Source organism: Chryseobacterium indologenes (assembly GCF_018362995.1).
Lineage (GTDB): Bacteria > Bacteroidota > Bacteroidia > Flavobacteriales > Weeksellaceae > Chryseobacterium > Chryseobacterium indologenes_G.
On sequence record NZ_CP074372.1, the window covers coordinates 3125526 to 3148083 of the forward strand.

Sequence of the window (22558 nt, forward strand, 5' to 3'; positions counted from 1 at the left end):
TCAAATCGATTAATTATCTAGTTTTCCGATGCCCAGTTAAGACGGTCAGCCTGATTATACTGCCAAGGAGCTGCATTATTTTCCACATTGGTCATCATCAGATTCAGTTCCTGTGGAGCAGCAGACTGTTCCATCACCAGGAATCTTCTCATTTCAAAAATAATGGAAAGCGGATCAAGCAATACCGGACAGGCTTCTGTACATGCATTACATGTTGTACAAGCCCAAAGTTCTTCTTTTGTGATATAATCGTTCAGCAGTTTTTTACCGTCATCAACAAATTTTCCATTTGCATCAATATTTCTTCCTACTTCTTCCAATCTGTCTCTGGTTTTCATCAGGATCAGTCTCGGAGAAAGTTTTTTTCCGGTAATATTAGCCGGACAAACGGAAGTACAACGTCCGCATTCTGTACATGAATACGCATTAAGCAGCTGTACCTGGTTCAGGTCAAAGATATCTTCAGCACCGAATTTAGACGGTACATCAGCTTCAGCTCCTTCAGCTGGTGCAGCATAAGGATCTGCGTTAGGATCCATCATTAATTTGATCTCCTTGGTTACAGAGTCAAGATTATTGAATTTTCCTTTTTTATCAAGATTTGCATACCAAGTACTTGGAAATGCAAGGATAATATGCAGGTGTTTTGAGTAATAAAGATAGTTCATGAAGAAAAGAATCCCCACAAAATGGAACCACCAGGCTCCTTTTTCTGTGAACATCAAAAATCCGCTATCAAAATTGAAGATTTCCAAAAACGGAACGAATGTCATTTCACTGATCGGGAAGCTTCCATGTTCAGGAAAAACACCTCTCGCCTGTAAAATAAAATCTGAAGCATTCATCATAAAGAAAGCCATCATCAGTGCGAATTCGATGATCAAAATCCAGTTTGCATCATTTTTTGGCCAACCGAAAAGTTCTTTCATGGTTAACCTTTTCACTCCGTAAAAATTTCTACGGATAAAGAAAATAACAACTCCAATCACCACCAAAAGTGCTAAAACTTCTAGTGTTGCAGTGAAGAAATTATAAAATGTATGTCCTAAAATGCTTGATAAGAAACGATGCGTCCCAAATATTCCATCAACAACAATTTCTATTAATTCAATATTAATAATCACAAAACCGACATATACAAAAAGGTGCAAAACTCCTGCAACAGGACGTGCTGTCATTTTACTCTGCCCCATTGCTACACGAGCCATAGTTCCCCAACGTTCTCCTTTTCTGTCGTTTCTGTTGATTTCATGACCCAACCTGATATTTCTATAGATCTTTAGAAGGCTTTTGGCAAACAAACCAAATCCGGCCACTAATAAAATCAGGAAAATAATGTTATCGATGTACTGCATACGGTGTATTAGTCTTTATTATTTTTACCGAAAACCGAGAAGTTGATATATCTTTTCGGGTTCGCTTTCATATCTTCAATTAATGTATTCAAGTTGGAAGATGCTGAGTTCAGATTATTGTAAAGCTGATCATCTTTCATCAATTTACCTAAACTTCCTTCTCCTTTGTCTATTCCACCAATTACCTGATTCAGTTTTCCTACAGTAGCATCCAAGTTGGCGATAGTTGCATTCAATTGTTTAGTATCAATGCTCTGAGCCAGATTTCCGTATTTATCCAGCGTCACTTTTCCACTCTGCATCGTAAGACTGGCATCATCCAGTACTTTCTGCAGTTTAGGGTCATTGTGTCCTACAAGGTTGTTTACACTTCCTGCTGTAGTCTGTAGTGCACCTACTGTTTTATTAAGATTGGATAATAAAGCTTTTATTTCAGCTCTGTTTTGAGCATCCACAAGCAGATTGGCATTAGCCATCAGAGAGTCTACTCTGTGTAGAACCACCTGCAGCTGATCTTTTACCGGACCTACCTGAGAAGAAAGACTTCCCAATGTTCCCAGTTTAAAAGCACCTTTCAGGGTATCACCGTCTTTTGCAGTCGCACCTCCGTATGCAAGGTTTACTCTCATTTCTTTGCCGGACATTAGTCCTGGTTCAAAGATTTCTAATGATGAATTTTTTGAAAATTCAAATTTGTTATCTACTGTAATTTTTACAACAAAATTAATTTTACCGTCTTTTGAGGTCAGAGGAATAATTTTATCCACCTGCCCTACTTTCAATCCGTTGATAGAAACTGCCGAAGACTGCGCCAGACCTTCTACATTATCATATTTTGCGTAAAATATATTGTCGGTAGTAAAAAGGCTTTTCCCTTTCATAAACTGAAACAACACGACAAAGCCTACAATAGCCAGAAGTGTGATCACACCAGCTTTTAATTCTTTACTGAACTTCACTTGCTAATTTTTTTTCTAATAAGCAAATATAACACATTTTAAATAAATCTTTTCCAATATTGTTCTGCGTTAAATACAAAAAAAGGCGACAAAAAAAATTTGCCGCCTTTATATCATTGAAATGTATTTCTTATTGTTGCTGATTTCCAAGCTTACCCCAGATCTCGATTCTAAAATCTTCAATATCTGCATTGTCCTGAAGACTCTTCATCCAAGCCTGTCCGAACATTCCAGAACTTCTCTGAGTAAGAGACTCTGTAAACTGCTTAAGATCTCCAGGTTGTTTGTTGATCGTTTCTGATTTTTTGATCAAAACATAAACTCCAGTTCCTCCTTCAACCGGGTTAGAAAGCTTACCTTTTGCAACACCGAATGCTGCACCGGCAACTTTAGGCTCCATAGCACCCGCTACTGAAGGGTTCAATAGATTTACCTGAGCAGACTGTTTAGGAGCTGCAAATAATTTAGCTACCTGATCTAAGCTTGAAGCTTTTGCTGCAGTAATTTTATCAGAAATTTGTTTTGCAGCCAGTTTATTTTTAACGATAGTTTCAATCTGATCTCTTACAGATTCCGGATCAGCAAGACCTGCATCTTGTTTTCCGTTCAGATAAACTACAATTTTATCACCTGTTCCATCTACAGTAAATAGTTCAGTATCTCCTTTAGTTCTTTTCTTGTCGAAAGCCCAGGTAAGGATGTCTGCATCTTTTTCAGTACCTAAGCCCTGAATCTGACCTTCAAATCTTTTTGCTGCTTTTGGATTAGAGAACTGGTAATTTCCTTTTTTAGCAATGTTCACGAAATCGTTGAAAGATTTTCCTTGAACCTGCTGAATGAATTTTCTTGATTTTTTGTCTGATTCAGCCTCAGTAGCATCTGAAGGTTTAATTGCTTTCACAAGGTTGGCAACTTTATACCCCATTGATCCTGATTTTTTATCTTCAATATTGATGATATGGTAACCGAACTGTGTTTCTACTACACCTGTAGCTCCTTTAGGATTGCTTGCAAGGTAAGCAAGGAATTCTGGTACGAAAGGTGTTTCCGGAGTTGTCCACCCTAAGCTACCTCCCTGTGCTGCAGAATTCGGATCGCTGGAAAGCTTAAGGAACTCTGTAAATTTAGCAGGAGTTGCTTTTACAATAGCACCAATAGAGTCTGCTAATTTCTTAGCCTGCTCTTTAGTTCTTGTTACTCCTTCACCCGCAGGGCTTCCTTTGAACGCAATAAGGATATGTCTAGATAAAGTAGAGTCTGAAGCTCTTTTACCTATAAGTTTAGAAACTACATAAACATCTTGCTCTTTATAAGGTCCAAAAGTCTGACCTATTGCTGCTGTAGTGATCTGATCTTTGATCGTTGGAGGCAATTGAGCAGGACTTGTATACTGAGGATTGAATGGCGCATCAGAATTTGCCATTACAAACATAGAATCATTTTTCGTATTCTGGAAGTTTTCCGTACCCCCGCTTGCATCTGTACCTCCTGAATATAATTTTGTAATTTCTTTCAGAGTTGCTGCATCATCTGCTGCACTAGGTTTTGATGGGAAGTATACAACACCGATATTTCTGCTTGGTTCAGCTTTGAACATTACAGGGTGCTTCTGGATGTAGTCTGCAAGATCCTGTGTTGTAACATTGATCTTGGTTTTCTGAAGATATGCCGCATAATCCACTTTCACAAAGTCGATATCTGCAAGCTGATCTCTCTGCTTCATCAATTCTTCTGCTTCTTTCTTACCGGTAGTGATACCTGCTGAAATATTGGTAAACACCTGTCTTGCCATTAGTCTGTACTCAATCGTCTTTCTAGTTTTCAACCATTGATTATATCCTTCAGGATTGGTGTTTTTTAATGTTTCAATTTCTTTTTTAAGATCTTGAGTTTTAAAGTTACCTTTCTCATCAAAGAACTGTTGATTCTGGGCAAACATCTGATCGTACTGGATTTGGTTCCAGAAATAATCATCAGTCATTTCAAAACCTAGTTTCTCAAACTGTTGTTTGATAAGTTTAGATTGTACAAGTAACTGCCACGCCTGCTCTTCAAGACCGGCTTTCGGACGACCTTGTTGTTCAGCCTGCTGCTGCAACACGAAAAGCTGATCATTGAACTCTTCGCGGGTGATTTTCTCACCATTTACTTTTCCTAAAACGTCAGGATTTTTACCAAAAACCTTGTCGATACTATCGGGGTTCACCAAGAACGCCAAAAGCGCTAAGGCTATTACTCCCATTAAAAGCCAAGGCTTACTCCTAATCTGTCCTAAAATTGCCATTTTATAAATTATAGTTTTTTATCAGTTTGCGAAAATACACATTTTTAAGAAATTACAGAAACAGAACTGCTTTATTTTGATTTTTAATGCAAAGATTATCTAAAAAAGGAAATTTTGACCGTATTTTTAAGTAAAAAACAAATGGCATAAGTATTGTGCATTTTTAGAATATTATAATATGCCACACGTTTTCAGAGCATATTATAAAAAATCCCTTTAACGATAAAAAACGAAAATGACAATTTGTCATTAGATTGACTATGATAGAATTTGAAGATATTAGTTTAGAAGAAATGATCAGTGACGGATTTGATATCGTAACTGAAGAAATCAATCTTTCCGACTTCGCTGAGACTGATAAAAATTCCGAACAGAAAATATTCCCTATACTTCCCGTAAGAAATATGGTGATGTTCCCCAATGTGGTAATTCCTATTACTGCAGGGAGAAAAACCTCTATACAGCTTCTTGAGGAAGCACAGAAGAACGGAGATTTCATTGGAATTGTAAGCCAGAAAAATTCGGATATGGAACAGCCTGCCGAAAAAGATATTTATACAACAGGTACCTTAGCAAAAATCATTAAGATTATTAAGCTTCCGGAAGGAAATATTACGGCGATCACGAAAGGCTTCCATCGATTCAAGATTAAAAAGATTATTGAAAATCAGCCTTATTTCAGGGCAGAAATATCAAAATTAAAAGATACACGTCCTAAAAATCAGGAGGAATATGAAGCATTGCTTGAGAATATCAAGGATCTTGCTTTAAAGATCATTGAACTGGACCCGAATATCCCTAATGCAGCCAATTTTGCGATCAAAAACATCAATAATAATGATGACCTTCTTAATTTCATCTGCACCAATGCCAATTTTTCTTCAATAGCAAAACAAAAGCTTCTTGAAGAGAAAAACCTGATGATAAGAGCAAATCAATGCTACGAAATGATGCATGAAGATTTCAGAAAACTGGAACTGAGAAGCCAGATCCATCAGAAAACTTCAAAGGATCTTGACAAGCAGCAGAGAGAATATTTCCTGAATCAACAGATCAGAACCATCCAGGAAGAATTGGGCGGAGGACCTGAAAGTGATGTGGAAGATCTGATTGCCAAGGCTAAAACCAAAAAATGGAGTAAAGAAGTAGAGGAGCATTTTCAAAAGGAAATCGGCAGATTACAGCGCCAGAACCCTAATTCTCCCGACTATAATGTACAGAGAAACTATCTGGATTTCTTTACAGACCTTCCCTGGGAAACGTATACAAAAGATATTTTTGATATTGCAAAAGCAGAAAAAGTGCTTGACAAAGCTCACTTTGGGCTGGAAGATATCAAGAAAAGAATTTTGGAACACATGGCTGTTTTAAAATTAAAAAACAACATGAAGTCTCCTATTTTATTACTGGTAGGGCCTCCGGGAGTTGGTAAAACCTCTTTAGGAAAATCTATTGCAGATGCTTTAGGAAGAAAATATGTGAGATTATCTTTAGGTGGTCTTCATGACGAGAGTGAAATCCGCGGACATAGAAAAACCTATATCGGTGCTATGGCGGGAAGAATTTTACAGTCGATCAAGAAATCCGGTACTTCAAACCCGGTAATCGTACTTGATGAGATTGATAAAATCGGACAGGGACTTCATGGTGATCCAAGCTCAGCACTATTAGAGGTTCTTGATCCTGAACAAAATAAGTCTTTCTATGACAATTTCCTTGAGATGGGTTATGACCTGTCAAAAGTAATGTTTATTGCTACAGCCAATTCTCTTTCAACGATACAGACTCCTCTTTTAGACAGAACGGAGATCATTCAGATTGCCGGTTATACTTTGGAGGAAAAGATTGAGATTGCGAAAAGACACTTAATCAAGAAACAGCAAGAGGAAAATGGTCTGGATGCAAAGTCATTCAAACTTGGAAATGCAGAGCTTAAACATATTATAGAAGCCCACACTTCGGAGAGCGGTGTAAGAACTCTGGAGAAAAGAATTGCTGCCATTGGAAGATGGGTGGCCCTTCAGACTGCTTTGGTAAAAGAATATGATCCAAAAATTTCTGTTGCTAAAGTAGATGAAATTCTTGGGGTTCCAAGACCGAAAAGCCTGTCAGAAATTACCGGAGTTCCAGGCGTTGTAACAGGTCTTGCCTGGACAAGCGTAGGCGGAGATATTCTTTATATTGAAAGTATTCTAAGTAATGGTAAAGGGGCATTAACGATGACCGGAAACCTTGGTACAGTAATGAAAGAGTCTGCAACTATTGCCTTAGAATATATTAAAGCTAAGCATGACGAACTGGGAATTCCTCAGGAGGAACTGGACAAGAAAAACATCCACGTACACGTTCCTGAAGGAGCAACTCCTAAAGATGGACCGTCTGCAGGTATTGCAATGCTTACATCAATGGTTTCTTCTTTTAAAAACAAGAAGATAAAACCTCACCTTGCGATGACCGGAGAAATTACTTTAAGAGGAAAAGTACTTCCTGTAGGAGGAATCAAAGAAAAACTTCTTGCTGCTACAAGAGCCGGAATTAAAGATGTTATCCTTTGTGAAGCTAACAGAAAAGATGTTGAAGAGATCAAAAAAGACTATTTAAAAGATCTGAAAGTACATTACGTCAGCAGAATGGAGGAAGTCATTGACATCGCCATTGAAGAATAAAACAATTTGTAACATATTAACTTCTCAATAAGGAAACACGTTCTGAGTATCAGAGCGTGTTTCTGTTTTATAAACAAATACATTCCTTTCTCCGCTGCATGGAATAAAATTTGATACAATAGAAGAAAATCCTGAAGGATTGAATAAAAAATTTTTCAATTCAGATGGGTTTTCTTATTTTTATTCCACACTGCAGATTTTTAGATTATGAATTTTCTTAGACTTCCTTTCCTTGTCAAGCTTACGCTCGTGGTCATTTCTATCATTGGCCTTGGCTACCTTCTGGCGTTAGGACAGAGCATTTTAGCTCCGTTTTTTCTTGCATTCCTTATGGCTATGCTATTTTTGCCGGCAGCCACTTTTATGGAAAAAAAGTTAAGATTTCCGAGATCCATGTCTACCATGACTTCAGTATTTATTATGCTGATGATTCTAGGCGGTATTATTTATTTTTTCACCAATCAGCTGTCTGATTTCAGCAAAGATCTTCCACACCTCAAGGAGCAGTTCACCACCGTTTTCAATAGCCTTCAGCACTGGGTTTCAAAAACATTTAATGTGAAAGTGGATGAACAGGTGGATTATATTAATCAGGGATTAACTAAACTGCTGTCTTCTTCGGGGGTAATTTTAGGATTTACCTTTGGAATATTTTCAACAGGATTCGGTTTTATTATATTTTTCACTCTGTTTTTTATCTTTATTTTAAATTACAGAAGGCTTTTAAATAATTTTATCGTCACCGTTTTCAACGAAAGACACAAAGCAAGCGTACAGGAAGCTGTAAATGAGATCCGTATCATGACCAAGAAGTATATCTTCGGGCTTTTTCTTCAGGTAATCATCGTTTCTGTTTTAACATCTATTCTCCTTACAGTTTTAGGAGTAAAATATGCCATTCTCTTAGGAGTTCTTACCGGATTATTAAATGTTATTCCATATCTGGGAATTTTTATTTCCCTTTTAATCTCCTGTTTTATAGCTTTTGCAACTTCTACTCCTTCAACGTGTATCTATGTTGCTTTGGGATATATTGCAATTCATGCTGTAGACGGAAATATTGTCCTGCCATTTGTGGTGGGCTCCAAAGTAAAAATCAATGCTTTATTTTCCTTCATCGGGATTCTTTTAGGAGAGCATCTCTGGGGAATTGCAGGAATGTTCCTGTGTATTCCGGCGATTGCCATTATTAAGATTATTTGTGAAAGAGTAGATGACCTTAAACCTTGGGGAAGATTGCTTGGGGAAGAACAGAGACCTGATAAAAAGAAGAAAAGTTATAAGATTTCTAAAAATATTACGTTGAAGGAAATGGACTGATCATTACTAATGAGTAATTTGTAATGAGTAATAAATAATATTATTTTGAAGACTTGAGCTTTTAAATTAAATAAAAAAAACTGCCTTTTCAAGACAGTCTTTTTTTATTGTTATGGAAGAGGACACAAAGGACTCGTTCCATTTGGACAAGTTTCTGTACATAGAATATAAGATTGACTGTCCGGACAGTATCCATAAGTCGGACCTCCGGGTTCTCCTCCGGGGCCACCTAAACAAGGATCCCCAGGTGGAATTTTACATGGACATCCTATCGGTCCTATATCACATTTTCCAACACCTCCTCCCCCTTGGATTTCTCTTAAATCCGTACGGTTTAATTTTTTAAGATTTTTTAGCATGATTTATAGTTTTGATTTGCTTTTCGAAGATATGCAATAAAATTATACAAAAGCACTAATTAACGCACATTAACAATTGATTTAATATTTTATGTTAAATAAATAACAAAATATTCTATTTTTATTTTACATTTGATATCAAATCATCAATCATGAAAATAATAAAATTCATTTTATGCTTACTGTTCGGTCTTATGTTTATTAATGCCGGATTAAACAAGTTTTTTAACTATATGCCTATGGAGAAACCTACTCCGGAGCAAATGAAACTCTTCTCTGCTTTCGGAGAAATCAGCTGGCTCATGCCATTAGTGGGTATCGTAGAAGTCATTGGTGGATTACTGTTTATTTTCCCAAAAACGAGGGCGCTGGGAGCTATTGTTATTTTACCCGTGATGGTAGGAATTGTTGCCCATGTTTTCACTTTAGACAAATCTCCAATGGGTATGGGTATTGCCGGGGTGATGTTCCTGATCAACCTTTGGATACTCATTGACAACAAGGAGAAATATAAAAACTTAGTTTCATAAGGTTGCAGATAATAGGTTGTAGGTCGCATTGCCCACAACCTATTATCTGTTTTCTGCTACCTATTCCTCTACACAAAAGCACTGAAGCCTGTAATAGAACGTCCTACAATCAAAGAATTGATTTCTTTCGTTCCTTCATAAGAATAAATGGCTTCTGCATCAGCAACAAACCTGGCTACATCGTATTCCAGTAGAATTCCATTTCCTCCCATTACTTCTCTTGCTCTGGAAACAATATCTCTGGTTCTGAGCGTACAGAAAACTTTAGCCAAAGAGGCATGTTCATCTTTCAAAATTCCTTCATCCTGCATTTCAGACAACCGGAACACCATCGTTTGCATCGCAGTAAGATTGGACAACATTTCTACCAAATGCCCCTGAATCATTTGAAATGAAGCAATAGGTCTTCCAAACTGTTCTCTTTTTCTGGTATAATCCAGGGCACTTTCATAGGCCCCTCGTGCGCAGCCGGTTGCCATCCATGCCACCCCAGCTCTGGTCATTCTGAGTACTTTTCCGGTATCTTTAAATGAGTTGGCATTCTGAAGACGGTTTTCTTCAGTTACAATACAGTCTTTTAATGTGATCAATCCGTTCTGGACAATCCTTAAGGCCATTTTCCCTTTGATCTTTTCTACAGAAAATCCGGGATTATCTTTTTCAACAATAAATCCTTTCACCTCTCCGCTATCAAGATCTCTTGCCCAGATAATAATTATATCAGCAAAAGTGGCGTTCCCTATCCATTTTTTCTGACCATTCAGAACCCAGCCTTCAGGTGTTTTTTTACACGTTACGGTGAGACCGCCTGCTGCTCCGGAACCTACTTCCGGCTCTGTAAGTCCGAAAGCACCTATTTTTTCAAATTTCTGCATCTGCGGAAGCCATTTTTGTTTCTGTTCTTCAGATCCGCAGATATAAATAGATCCCATTGCCAGCCCAGATTGTACTCCGAAAAACGTTGCTATGGAAGCATCTACTCTTGCCATTTCCATAGCAATGACTCCTTCCATCAGGAAAGGCATTCCCGGACAGCCATAACCTTCGTAAGTCACGCCGCAGATATCCAGTTTTTGGAATTTGGGAATCAATTCAAATGGAAACTCGTCTCTGAGCCAGTAATGATTCACCAGAGGTTTTACTTCTTTTTCCATGAAAGCTCTTACTTTAAGCTGAATTTCGCGCTGTTCGGGAGTAAGAGTATGGTAGATATCATAGAAATCTCCGTCAATAGGTGGAAGTTCTTTCTTTTTCTTTTCCGGATCCAGCATTTTCATAAGCCCGGAAAGCTGTTTATCATCCAGTTTTGAGAAATTATGCATCAGTTTGGGAAGATCCACTTTTTGAGAAATGGCACTCAGCTGATCAAAATCTATGGATGTGAATAGTCCTATTGCGTTTCTGATTTTGGAAAAGGTATTTGACATAGTGATAGATTGTAGTTTTGGTTTGTAAAAGATAAGCAAAAATTGCTCCGAAAGCAAACACCGGAACTCTACCACATTTTACAAAACACTTATTTTCAATCAATTAAAACTGAATATTCCGTTTACAAGTTTTTTACTTTTGATTTTCAAGCGTTACAAAAGATCCTGCCTGAACTTTGACTCAAGGAAAACAACAAAAATCAACGCTATGAAACCGACTTACATTAAATTATCTCTATCCGCTGTACTTTTATTAGGAATTTATTCATGTAAAAAAGGCGAAGTTGCTGAGACAGATCTTAATGCTTATGCTACAACAGATTCAACTTCTGCTATTGTTTCAGACAGTATTTCATCTGTTGCTGAGATGAAGGTAAAAGACAAACAGTTCATCAAGACCGCAGATGTCAGCATGGAAGTAAAAGATGTGTATAATGCAACTATCGCAATTGAAAAATCGGTTCAGGAACTTGGAGGTTTTGTCACCAACAGTAATCTTCAAAGCAATGTAATTTCTGAAGACACTTACAACACTTCCAATGAAGAAGCGATGTTGGTTAAAAAATACCAGTCGGAGAATAGAATGCAGGTACGTATTCCTACTGAAAAGCTGGGTGAACTTTTAACAGCAATCAACTCAAACAAATTATTTCTTAATTCAAGATCCATCAATGCAGAAGATGTGACGGCCAACATCAAGTATTCTGAACTGGAAGGAAAAAGAAATCAAAAGACATCTGAGAACATCAGCAAGTTGAAAACAAATAAAGATAAAGTAACGCTGGATGATGAGAATATGTCTGAAGGAAATCTTCAAAAGCTGGCGAGTATGAATATGACAGACGACCTGAAATACAGCACCATCGACATCTATATCAAAGAACCTCAATTGCGTATCGCTGAAATTGCCGTTGCCAATACCACAAGCATTGATAATAAATATAAATACAATTTCATCTATGACGCGAAAGATGGTTTTGTCTATGGTTTTTATCTGATTCAGAGAATTATAGTTGCCCTTATTAATATCTGGCCAATTCTATTAATTGCAGCTGCTCTGATTTATTTCCTAAGAAAAAGAAAAATTTCAAAACCTGAACAACCGAAGATCCAACAATAAAAAAACTCTACTAACCAATTGGTTATCATCATAATTTTAGATTTTACAGCCTCCTGTTTTCGGGAGGTTTTTATTTTTTTGAAAAAAAAACTGTAACGATTGTAATACCTGCTTTACCTACTATTTAAAAGAACAGAAAATCAAAAAAATTAATTATTATGAAAAATTTAGTAAAACTTGGATTCGCAGCGTTATTATCATTGAGTTCTATGACATTAAAAGCACAGAGCTACATCACCAGCAAAGACAACAGCCTGCTTTGGGAGGTTTCCGGAAATGGTCTTTCCAAGCCTTCTTATATTACAGGAACATTTCATATCTTATGCACTAAAGATTTTGAAATAAAACCTAAGGTATTAAAAGCTCTCGAGAAATCTGACAACTTTGTTATGGAAATCAATTATACAGATCCTGCTGAAATGATGTCACTACAAAAAATGTATCAAAAGACGAATAAAAAAATTTCTGACCAGCTTTCTCCGGAAGAAGCCAAGGAACTGAATACTATTCTCGCCAATTACGGAACGGATCTGAAAAGCGTAGATTCTTCAAATCCTCAGACACTCTATGCACTGCTTTCCACCAAGGCTATTCCTTGTCCTCAGACCGAAGTAAAGCTTTACGAAATGGAACTTCTTAAAAAAGCCATCAAAGATAAAAAAAGCATCAAAGGCCTGGAAAAAGTAGATGATCAGATGAAAGCTATTAGCGAAGCCTATGATCTGAAAAGCACCATTGCTCAATTAAAAATGGGTAAAGAATATGAAAGACTCTTCAGTCAGATGATTGAAGCTTTCAAAAGTGAAAAGGTACAATCCCTTTACAGCCTTTTTAAAGATAAAAGATTCATGAATACCCGACAGGAAAAGGCAATGCTGACTGACAGAAATCAAAACTGGGTAAAAACAATGCCGGAAATGATGAAAAAGGGAAGCTCCTTATTTGCGGTTGGTGGTTCTCATCTTATGGGAGAAAATGGCATCATTCCACTTCTTCAGTCACAAGGCTACACGGTAAAACCTGTGACGAGTTTATAACAGTAACCTAACCATGAAATTATTGTGAGTAATCCAACCGAAACTGCCTTTTTAAAGCTTATCAACCAGCACAAAGGTATCTTATACAAAGCCTCGCGGATCTATGCAGATTCTGTAGAGGACCGGGAAGATCTGCAGCAGGAAATCCTTATCCAGCTTTGGAAGTCTTATCAGAATTTCAAAGGGAACAGTGAGTTCTCAACCTGGATGTATCGGGTTGCCATCAATACTGCGATTACATTTTTAAAAAAGGAAAAGCAGAGATCCAATAATCATACAGATGCTCCTCATCATTTTGAGGTACTGCAGGAAGATTATAATCCCACAAAAGACAGACAGCTGGAAATTTTCTACAGCGCTGTTCAGGAATTAAATTCCTTAGAAAAAGCAGTCATATTTTATTTCATGGAAGGAATGTCACACAAAGAGATTGGAAACAATCTCGGCCTCAGCGAAGGCAATGCCCGCGTAAAACTCAACAGAACAAAAGAAAAAATACAGCAAATCATAAAAAAAATCAGGCTATGAATTTTGATCAATTAAAAGAACAATGGAATAAAGAAGACAGTGATGTCCATATTCCTGACACCATAAAGCAATTAAAGGAAAGCAAACACCCTATAGAAAAAATCCAGAAAAACATGAAAAGAGAATTCCCTATGCAGATTCTGGCGATTATCCTCATGGCTTTTTTTCCTCTTCAGTTTCAGTTTCCTTCTTCACAGTATATTATTTATTATGTGTCCTATACAGTGATGGTCGTAATATCTTCATATTATCTGTTTGGGTTTTATAAATTTTACAAACAGACGGAGCTTTACACAGGAAGCACAAGAAATAGTCTTTGGAAGATCTATCACGAACTCAAATTAAATATGGAAAGATACCAGTCGTTTGGATTTTTGTTACTTCCCCATTTTCTAATAACATTAGGTCTAGTGGCATATAATGTTTTGGAGAAAAAAGGTGAATCATTGGCGGATATTAGCCATGAACATCAAATATCCCTTATTTTATTAGTATTGATAGGCGTTCTTTCTGTTGTAGTAAGTATTATTTTATGGACAAAATATTTTTACGGGCCTAGTGCCAAACAATTGGAAAAAATCCTGAACGAAATGGACGAATAGTATTGAAAACTCTTATCACAAAACACATTTTACAAAACCTCAGACCTGCTCTGAGGTTTTGTTTTTTAAAAAATCGTTATTTATCATCTTCAAATTTATCTGAGGTTTTATTTTTCCGTAAATTTGCAGATCAGAAATAAATCATTATGGATTATGAGCTATTTTCATCCGGTATATGACTTTCTGAACGATAAAAATTCTGTAATATGCTATCAAAAATAAATCCAACACAAACTAACAGCTGGAAAGCGCTTGATGAACACTTCGGTGGAAATGACTTTGATCTTAGAAGCCTTTTTCATTACAACCCGAACCGTTTTAATGAGTTTTCCCTGCAAAAGGACAACTATCTTTTTGATTACTCTAAAAATTTAATCGATTCAAGAACGAAGGATCTTTTATTACAACTGGCTGAAGAAAGTCAGTTAAAAGATGCCATTTCCAGAATGTTCTCTGGTGATAAAATCAATGAAACGGAAGGAAGAGCAGTTCTTCATACGGCACTGAGAGATTTTTCAGACCGCGAAATTCTTGTGGATGGCGAAAATATCAAGCCACAGATCAAAAGAGTTCTTGATCATATGAAATCTTTTTCTGAGAAAATCATTTCAGGAAAACATAAAGGTTTCAGCGGAAAAGAGATCACAGATGTAGTAAACATCGGAATCGGTGGATCAGATTTGGGCCCGGTAATGGTTTGTTCTGCTTTAAAGCATTTTAAAACAAGATTAAATGTTCACTTTGTTTCCAATGTGGACGGAAATCATATTGCAGAAGTGGTGAAAAACTTAAATCCTGAAACCACTTTATTCATCATTGCTTCCAAGACTTTTACGACTCAGGAAACAATGACGAATGCAAATTCAGCAAAGGACTGGTTCCTGAAGGCTGGAAAGCAGGAAGATGTGGCAAAGCATTTTGTAGCATTATCTACTAATATTGAAGAAGTTAAGAAGTTCGGAATCGCAGAAGAAAATATTTTTGAGTTCTGGGATTGGGTAGGCGGAAGATATTCTCTTTGGAGTGCTATCGGATTGAGTATCGTACTTTCTGTAGGATATGAAAACTTTGAGCAGCTTTTAAAAGGTGCTTTTGATACTGACCAGCACTTCCAGACTGCCGATTTCTCTGAAAATGTTCCCGTATTAATGGGACTTCTGGGAATCTGGTATCGTAATTTCTATGCAGCAACTACTTATGCAATTCTACCTTATTCCCAATATCTGGACAGATTCGCAGCGTATCTTCAACAGGGAGATATGGAAAGCAACGGAAAATGTGTAGACAGAAACGGTGAATTTGTAGAATATGAAACGGGGCCTATCATCTGGGGAGAACCGGGTACAAACGGCCAGCATGCTTTCTATCAATTGATCCACCAAGGTACAGAGTTGATTCCGGCAGACTTTATTGCCTATACAAAAAGCCCGAATAAAGTTTCTGATCATCAGGATAAATTATTAGCTAACTTTTTCGCTCAGACTGAGGCGCTTGCCTTCGGAAAACTGGAAGAAGAAGTTGAAGAGGAACTTAGAAATGCAGGAAAGTCTGATGAAGAAATAGACAGACTGATCAATTTCAAGGTCTTCCACGGAAATACACCCACTAACTCTATATTATTCAAAGAATTAACTCCTTTTTCATTAGGTCAGCTGATTGCTTTATATGAACACAAGATTTTCGTTCAGGGAGTTATCTGGAATATTTTCAGCTTTGACCAGTTTGGTGTGGAATTAGGAAAAGTATTAGCCAACAAAATCCTTCCTGAGCTTGAAAACAATGAGGCAATAAGCTCTCATGACAGCTCTACCAACGGATTGATCAATTACTATAAAGAAAATAAGTAGTAAGTAAAAAGAAAGTAAAAGTAAATCTATAAAGTAAAAAAGTAAAAATGGCAGAAATTCTTGACGGACTTAAAGTATCCAAGGAAATTAAAGCAGAGATCAAGGTTGAAGTAGAAAAGATTCTCGCAAGCAAAAAAAGAGCTCCCCATTTGGTAGCTATTCTTGTAGGGAATAACGGAGCTAGCAAGGCCTATGTAAACTCTAAAGTAAAAGACTGTGAAGAAGTAGGATTTCAATCCAGCTTAATCAAATTTCCAAGCACAGTTTCTGAATCGGAACTATTGGAAAAAATTGATGAGCTTAATAAATCTAAAGCAGTTGACGGATTTATCGTTCAGTTGCCTTTACCGGACCAGATAGATCAGGAAAAGATTATCAACGCAATTGATCCAAGAAAAGACGTGGATGGTTTCCACCCTGAAAACTTCGGAAAAATGGCGCTTGAAATGGATACTTTCTTACCAGCTACTCCTTTCGGTATTTTAACATTACTGGAAAGATATAATATTGAAACCAAAGGAAAAGACTGTGTAATTATCGGAAGAAGTAAAATTGTAGGAAGACCTATGAGTATTCTGATGGGAAGAAAAGATTTCCCTGGGAACTCTACCGTTACCCTTACACACTCTTATACGAAAGACATTGAAGAATACACGAAAAAAGCAGATATCGTAATTACCGCTTTGGGTGATCCTCATTTCTTAAAAGGAGATATGATCAAAGAAGGAGCTGTAATTGTTGACGTAGGTATTACAAGAGTAGATAATGACTCTCCAAAAGGATATTACCTTGCAGGTGACGTAGATTTTGACAGCTGTGCAGCTAAAGCAAGCTGGATTACTCCGGTACCTGGAGGAGTAGGCCCAATGACAAGAGCGATGTTGATGAAAAACACCATCATTGCTTACAAAACTTCGGTCTATAACGACTAATTTTAAAATGAATAAAGAAGAAGATATTTTATTAAAAGAAGGTAAAATGCTCCCTGTAATGGAGCATTTTTACACTTTACAGGGAGAAGGAGCACACACCGGAAAAGCCGCATACTTTATCAGGCTGGGAGGTTGTGATGTAGGATGTCACTGGTGTGATGTAAAAGAAAGCTGGAATCCTGAACTCCATCCTCTGATGAATGCAGTAGAAATTGCAGAAACAGCTGCGAAACATTGTAAAACCATTGTCCTGACTGGTGGAGAACCTCTGATGTGGAACTTAGATATACTAACTTCCAGATTGAAAGAGCTGGGATGTACTGTACATATTGAAACCTCGGGAGCTTATCCTATGAGCGGACAACTGGACTGGATTACCCTTTCGCCAAAGAAAACAGGACTGCCTAAAGAAGAGATCTATCAAAAAGCTCATGAACTTAAAGTGATCATTTTCAATCAGCATGACTTTACGTTTGCACAGGAACAGGCCTCAAAAGTTTCTGAAAACTGTAAGCTTTATCTTCAAAGTGAATGGAGTAAAAGAGATGAGATGTATCCAAAGATCACAGATTTCATCCTGGAGCATCCGGAATGGCAGGCGTCAGTTCAGACTCACAAATATCTGAATATCCCGTAAAAAAACTTAAATTAGCAGGGATTATCCGCTATATACCGATAGATGCAGAGAATTCGATACTCTAGATACCTGAAATCGATCATTATGTTGCTTGACCTCATGGTTATTGCATCTATCTTCATATTCTTTTTTATAAGCAGAAACGAAAGTTTAAAATACCATAAGGAAACCTGGTATCAGAATATTTTTTCTCTGATTCTGTTGTTTTTGTTCTGGGTGCTTCTGAGTGGCAGGACAAAAATATACAACATTCCGAGAAACCTTACCTATACCTTGTTTCTTGAACGCCTTTTAATCCACTTCCTCTTTTTTATACTTGGCGTACTGCTTATAGGAAAGGTAAGTAATAATGTATTTTTCAATTCGGATATATATTGGCTCTCACTATATCTTTTCATTTTCATCTTCCTTGTAAAGTCATTGGTCTATTTCGCGATCAAGTATTTACGTTCCCTTGGAGCTAACTACAGGAATGTCATGTTTTTAGGAGACAGCCACTCTATAGAGATCCTGAAAAATATTTTCACAGACCGTAAAGACTACGGATACAGAATATTTGAATACGAAAATTCTGATATCAATAGTAATGAACTGGTTGCTTTCTGGAAAAAGAACGGGATCCATACCTTATTCTTATCCATGGAAAACTCCTACGGTGAGTGGATTCAGAATGAGATTTTCAAGTTGGCAGAAGATAATAAGATTCATATTTCACTTATTCCAAGTATCACGCAAAGCGATTTTTTCCTGTATGATCTTGGGTATATACAAACCCAGCCGGTCCTTAACCAGGCAAGATATCCTCTAGATTATTATTCTAATTTTATAATGAAAAGGACGTTTGATGTTTTGTTTTCTGTTATTATACTGGTTTTTATCTGTTCGTGGGTATTCCCGATCATAGCGGTTTTAATCAAGGCAACTTCCAAAGGTCCTGTATTTTTTCTTCAGAAAAGGTATGGTTTCCATGAAGAAGTTTTCAATTGTTTTAAATTCAGAACAATGGTTGTAAATGATGAGTCTACAACCAAAACCACATCAATAAATGATTCAAGAATTACCAAAGTAGGCAAGTTTTTACGAAAAACAAGTCTTGATGAGCTTCCACAGTTCATCAATGTACTGAAAGGGGAAATGTCCGTAGTAGGTCCGCGTCCTCATATGCTCTCTGTAGATAATTATTATAAACCAAAAATAGGGAGATACAGTTTAAGAAGTATGGTAAACCCCGGTATCACAGGATTGGCACAGGTAAACGGGCTTCGCGGTGACTTCGGAGATGTGGAAGTAGAAATGAAAAAACGGGTTCTGGCCGATGCTTTCTATGTAAGAAACTGGAGTTTTATCCTTGATCTGGTGATTATTTTAAAAACCGTTTTCCTGGTGATAGGCGGAGATAAAAATGCAAAATAAAGAACAGGACCAAACCAGTATTGAAATAATTTTAACACAAAACCAGGCTTTAGTCTTCTTCCCGACTGTAGCCCAATTAAATAAAAAAGTCTAATTTAGCAGTATGTTAAAAAAGTTTTTCACAGCAGTAGGGGAATACATGATCCTCTTGGGAAAATCCCTGCAGAAGCCTCAGAAAATGAGGGTTTTCTGGAAGCTGTTCATGAGAGAAATTAATGATTTGGGAGTAAATTCTTTCGGACTTGTCATCTTCACATCCATATTCGTTGGAGCGGTAGTGGCTATTCAGATGTTCAATAACTTTGATGCTTCTTCCTTTCCTATTCCGCCTTCATTTGTAGGATATGCTACGAAAGCGGTTTTGGTTTTGGAATTTGCCCCTACCATTATCAGTCTTATTCTGGCAGGTAAGGTAGGTTCCTATATTGCGTCAAGTATTGGAACAATGAGAGTTTCCGAACAGATTGATGCATTGGACATCATGGGAGTAAACTCACCCAATTTTCTGATATTTCCTAAAATTATCGCCTGTATGCTGTTTAATCCCCTTCTTATTGCTATCAGTATCGTATTCGGTATTGGTGGTGGATATATTGCCGGGATTTTAACAGGAAACTGGACAGAAAATGATTATATCGTTGGTATTCAAATGTATATGCCGAATTTATTTATTTACTATGCATTTACCAAGACTATAGTTTTCGCTTTTATTATTGCAACGGTTCCTTCTTATTTCGGATACAATGTAAAAGGAGGATCACTGGAAGTAGGTAGAGCAAGTACACAGGCAGTGGTATGGACAATGGTATTCATTATCATTTCTGAATTAATTTTAACCCAATTAATATTAAGCTGATGATTGAGGTAAAAGATCTTAAGAAAAGTTTTGATGATGTTGAAGTATTGAAAGGAATTTCAACTTCATTTGATAAAGGAAAAGTAAACTTGATCATTGGGCAGAGTGGTTCCGGTAAAACCGTTTTTTTAAAAAGTTTATTGAATGTTTATATGCCATCTTCCGGAGAAATTTTATTCGATGGCAGAAATGTCAATACCATGAACAGGGAAGAAAAACAACATCTTCGTTCAGAAATCGGGACCGTTTTCCAGGGAAGTGCATTATTTGACTCCTTAACTGTGGAAGAGAATATTATGTTTCCTCTTGATATGTTTACCAATCTTACCTACAGAGAAAAAAAGAAAAGGGTTTTTGAAGTTATAGGAAGAGTGCATCTTGATAAGGCAGATAAAAAATACCCTTCAGAGATCTCAGGAGGAATGCAGAAAAGAGTTGCTATTGCCCGGGCGATTGTCAACAATCCTAAATATCTGTTCTGTGATGAGCCTAATTCCGGACTGGATCCGTATACTTCAAAGATCATTGATGATCTTCTTTACGAGATTACCAAAGAATATAATACCACCACCATCATCAATACTCACGACATGAACTCTGTAATGACGATTGGCGAGAAAATTGTATACCTAAGGCTGGGAATCAAAGAATGGGAAGGGAATAAAGACATCCTGATTACCGCAGGCAATAAAAATCTGATTGATTTCGTTTATTCTTCAGAACTGTTTAAAGAACTGAGAGAATATTTACTTGAGAATAATAAAACGATTGAAACTTCAAATACAAAAATAGACGATAATGAAAAAGGTACTTAGTATAGCGTTAATAGGATTTTCAATGTGGGCTTCTGCACAGATTTCACTGGCAGGGAAAGCTAACTTAATTTTTCCTACCGGCTCTCCTTCCTGGTCTAATATTAAAGGAACAGTGAATGATGCCATTGACGGAACAGGTAAAAACAATGTAGGGTTCAATGTCGGACTTTCATTAAAAGTGGGTCTTCCTACTTCCTTGTTTGTGATGCCGGAGATCTATTATACTCACTTCAAAAATGAGTTTACTACAGAGAACACTACTTTTGATGTTAAAAGCAACCGTATTGATGTTCCGGTTCTTTTAGGGTACAACCTTTTGGGGAATATGTTAGGTGTTTTCGTAGGACCTGTTGGAAGTTTTAATTTAAATAAAGACAATACTTACAATGATTTCAAAGAAAATGCTAAAAATGACTTTACAGTAGGTTATCAGTTTGGAGCACAGCTTGAAATCAAAAAGCTTATTGTAAATGCAAGATATGAAGGAGCTTTCAGTAAGGATGAAAGAAACTTTATCAACAGAGTTTCCGGTTCGGAAATCAGATATGATAACAGACCTAACCTGTTTATGGTAGGTTTAGGATACAAATTCTAATTTAATATCGAAATAACAACTTTAGACCCTCAAATTAAATTTGAGGGTTTTTATTTTGTTCTTCAAGTTCAGCCTGACGTTTTGCAATGTCTGCAGCCTGTTTTTCAAGCTCTTCTTTGTCTTTCTGCAGCTGTTTGAATTCTTTTTTCTTCTGTTCCGCTTTTATAGCGCTTCCTTTGCTTACATACCCTACCATTCCTCCAATGATAAGTCCTATTCCTACTCCTGCCATCACTCCCATAATGTGAGAAATTTTTATTTGTTCTACGGCAAAATCAGTAGTTAAATAGAAAAGCAATGCAGAAACAGCCAAAAGTATAAGTCCGGTAATTGATAAACTCTTCATAATATTGTGTTTAGGTGGTTACATAAAAAAGCCTTATCAAATTTACTAAAAATTTAATAAGGCCTTATTCAAGATTAAAATTCTAATTATAATTTTCCTCCCGCAGCCTTATAATATTCTAAAGCTTTCGGAAGATCTTTGTTGATATCTGAAATTCTTGTTTCCGGATTCGGGTGGGTGGATAAGAATTCCGGCTGTCTTGCTCCTGTAGATGCCGCTTCCATTCTGTTCCAGAAAGGGATTGCCGCTCTCGGATCATATCCTGCCATAGACATCAGGTAAAGTCCCATTTCATCTGCTTCAGATTCCTGACCTCTTCCGTATTTCAATAAAGCTACCTGTGAACCAATAGGATATACCTTCTGGAAAACACTCGCCCATTGTGAGTTTGAAATTGTTCCTCCCAGGATAGCTCCTCCGTACTGGGCTACCATTGCCTGAGAAATTCTTTCGTTTCCGTGGCCTGCCAGCGCGTGGGAAACCTCATGTCCCAATACTACTGCAAGTCCGTTATCGTCTTTTGTTACCGGTAATATTCCAGTATAAACGGCTACTTTACCACCAGGCATACACCAGGCATTCAGTTCATTGCTTTGCAGAAGATTAAACTCCCAGCTATAGTTGGCAAGATCTGCTGATCTTCCTATACTCTGATAATATCTTTCTGCTGCACTTTTAATTCTGTTTCCTACATTTACCACTCTCTTTGCATCTGCCGTACCGGTAATCACCTTACCTTTGGACAATGTCGTCTTATATTCCTGTGAAGACATTGTTAAAATTTCCGAGTTGTTGGCCAGCTGTAAAGACGATCTTCCGGTAATCGGGTTTGTAGTACAGGCAACAGCCGACAGAGCAATAGCTCCCATTCCTAATAGATGTGTAACTTTCATAGTTTGAGTGTTAATAATTCAACCTTAACAATTTTTA

Annotated in this window: 21 protein-coding genes; 14 read left to right on the forward strand and 7 right to left on the reverse strand. The window is 37.1% G+C overall.

Annotated features, from left to right (window positions below; genetic code table 11):
- Nucleotides 1–17 precede the first annotated feature (17 nt).
- The 3 genes from DYR29_RS14095 to DYR29_RS14105 all read right to left on the reverse strand — a co-directional run bounded on the left by DYR29_RS14095 (nt 18) and on the right by DYR29_RS14105 (nt 4598).
- Entirely contained in the window at nt 18–1355 is a 1338-nt protein-coding gene (locus tag DYR29_RS14095) for a (Fe-S)-binding protein (RefSeq protein WP_047424663.1), read from the reverse strand.
- An 8-nt stretch (nt 1356–1363) separates the two neighbouring features.
- The gene (locus tag DYR29_RS14100) at nt 1364–2314 is read right to left on the reverse strand and encodes an MlaD family protein (RefSeq protein WP_213277372.1); all 951 of its coding nucleotides are present in this window, start codon (nt 2312–2314) and stop codon (nt 1364–1366) included.
- 130 nt (nt 2315–2444) lie between these two features.
- A complete protein-coding gene (locus DYR29_RS14105) occupies nt 2445–4598 on the reverse strand; it encodes a peptidylprolyl isomerase (protein ID WP_213277373.1) in 2154 nt (717 codons plus the stop codon).
- Nucleotides 4599–4858: 260 nt separating this feature from the next.
- Here DYR29_RS14105 and lon point away from each other — a divergent pair, with 260 nt between their 5' ends.
- Together lon and DYR29_RS14115 are read left to right on the forward strand one after the other, a co-directional pair.
- A complete protein-coding gene (lon, locus tag DYR29_RS14110; RefSeq protein ID WP_213277374.1) occupies nt 4859–7264 on the forward strand; it encodes an endopeptidase La in 2406 nt (801 codons plus the stop codon).
- 207 nt (nt 7265–7471) lie between these two features.
- Complete coding sequence (locus DYR29_RS14115; protein WP_142718832.1) at nt 7472–8584, forward strand: AI-2E family transporter; 1113 nt, start codon at nt 7472–7474, stop codon at nt 8582–8584.
- A 110-nt stretch (nt 8585–8694) separates the two neighbouring features.
- On the opposite strand, the gene DYR29_RS14120 is transcribed toward DYR29_RS14115, so the two are convergent.
- Nucleotides 8695–8943, reverse strand: a complete 249-nt coding sequence (locus tag DYR29_RS14120) for a bacteriocin-like protein (RefSeq protein ID WP_213277375.1) — start codon at nt 8941–8943, stop codon at nt 8695–8697.
- Nucleotides 8944–9095: 152 nt separating this feature from the next.
- On the opposite strand from DYR29_RS14120, the gene DYR29_RS14125 reads away from it, so the two are divergent.
- Nucleotides 9096–9473: a DoxX family protein gene (locus DYR29_RS14125; RefSeq protein ID WP_213277376.1), complete on the forward strand. Its 378-nt coding sequence runs from the start codon at nt 9096–9098 to the stop codon at nt 9471–9473.
- 68 nt (nt 9474–9541) lie between these two features.
- On the opposite strand, the gene DYR29_RS14130 is transcribed toward DYR29_RS14125, so the two are convergent.
- The gene (locus DYR29_RS14130) at nt 9542–10900 is read right to left on the reverse strand and encodes an acyl-CoA dehydrogenase family protein (RefSeq protein WP_142718830.1); all 1359 of its coding nucleotides are present in this window, start codon (nt 10898–10900) and stop codon (nt 9542–9544) included.
- 208 nt (nt 10901–11108) lie between these two features.
- On the opposite strand from DYR29_RS14130, the gene DYR29_RS14135 reads away from it, so the two are divergent.
- From DYR29_RS14135 to DYR29_RS14185, 11 genes are all read left to right on the forward strand, one after another.
- Entirely contained in the window at nt 11109–12020 is a 912-nt protein-coding gene (locus DYR29_RS14135; protein ID WP_213277377.1) for a DUF4349 domain-containing protein, read from the forward strand.
- 158 nt (nt 12021–12178) lie between these two features.
- Complete coding sequence (locus DYR29_RS14140; RefSeq protein WP_213277378.1) at nt 12179–13057, forward strand: TraB/GumN family protein; 879 nt, start codon at nt 12179–12181, stop codon at nt 13055–13057.
- 24 nt (nt 13058–13081) lie between these two features.
- Nucleotides 13082–13585, forward strand: a complete 504-nt coding sequence (locus DYR29_RS14145; protein WP_342213405.1) for an RNA polymerase sigma factor — start codon at nt 13082–13084, stop codon at nt 13583–13585.
- On the forward strand, nt 13582–14187 hold the full coding sequence (locus DYR29_RS14150) for a hypothetical protein (protein WP_213277379.1): 606 nt from the start codon (nt 13582–13584) through the stop codon (nt 14185–14187). Before DYR29_RS14145 ends, DYR29_RS14150 begins: the two co-directional genes overlap by 4 nt.
- Nucleotides 14188–14393: 206 nt before the next feature.
- Nucleotides 14394–16034, forward strand: a complete 1641-nt coding sequence (gene pgi, locus DYR29_RS14155) for a glucose-6-phosphate isomerase (protein WP_213277380.1) — start codon at nt 14394–14396, stop codon at nt 16032–16034.
- A gap of 47 nt (nt 16035–16081) precedes the next feature.
- Entirely contained in the window at nt 16082–16966 is an 885-nt protein-coding gene (locus DYR29_RS14160; protein WP_047424635.1) for a bifunctional 5,10-methylenetetrahydrofolate dehydrogenase/5,10-methenyltetrahydrofolate cyclohydrolase, read from the forward strand.
- 7 nt (nt 16967–16973) lie between these two features.
- Nucleotides 16974–17603, forward strand: coding sequence for a 7-carboxy-7-deazaguanine synthase QueE (locus DYR29_RS14165; RefSeq protein ID WP_047424632.1), 630 nt, complete (start codon nt 16974–16976; stop codon nt 17601–17603).
- Nucleotides 17604–17645: 42 nt separating this feature from the next.
- The gene (locus tag DYR29_RS14170; RefSeq protein WP_213277381.1) at nt 17646–19016 is read left to right on the forward strand and encodes an exopolysaccharide biosynthesis polyprenyl glycosylphosphotransferase; all 1371 of its coding nucleotides are present in this window, start codon (nt 17646–17648) and stop codon (nt 19014–19016) included.
- 103 nt (nt 19017–19119) lie between these two features.
- Nucleotides 19120–19872 (forward strand): MlaE family ABC transporter permease, encoded by a 753-nt coding sequence (locus DYR29_RS14175; protein ID WP_047381748.1) that lies wholly within the window; start codon nt 19120–19122, stop codon nt 19870–19872.
- Nucleotides 19872–20687: an ABC transporter ATP-binding protein gene (locus DYR29_RS14180; protein WP_213277382.1), complete on the forward strand. Its 816-nt coding sequence runs from the start codon at nt 19872–19874 to the stop codon at nt 20685–20687. Before DYR29_RS14175 ends, DYR29_RS14180 begins: the two co-directional genes overlap by 1 nt.
- Entirely contained in the window at nt 20671–21282 is a 612-nt protein-coding gene (locus DYR29_RS14185) for an outer membrane beta-barrel protein (RefSeq protein ID WP_047377301.1), read from the forward strand. Before DYR29_RS14180 ends, DYR29_RS14185 begins: the two co-directional genes overlap by 17 nt.
- A gap of 34 nt (nt 21283–21316) precedes the next feature.
- On the opposite strand, the gene DYR29_RS14190 is transcribed toward DYR29_RS14185, so the two are convergent.
- Together DYR29_RS14190 and DYR29_RS14195 are read right to left on the reverse strand one after the other, a co-directional pair.
- Nucleotides 21317–21628, reverse strand: coding sequence for a hypothetical protein (locus DYR29_RS14190; RefSeq protein WP_047424626.1), 312 nt, complete (start codon nt 21626–21628; stop codon nt 21317–21319).
- Between the two features lie 86 nt (nt 21629–21714).
- Entirely contained in the window at nt 21715–22521 is an 807-nt protein-coding gene (locus DYR29_RS14195) for a M48 family metallopeptidase (protein WP_047424625.1), read from the reverse strand.
- Nucleotides 22522–22558: the final 37 nt, after the last annotated feature.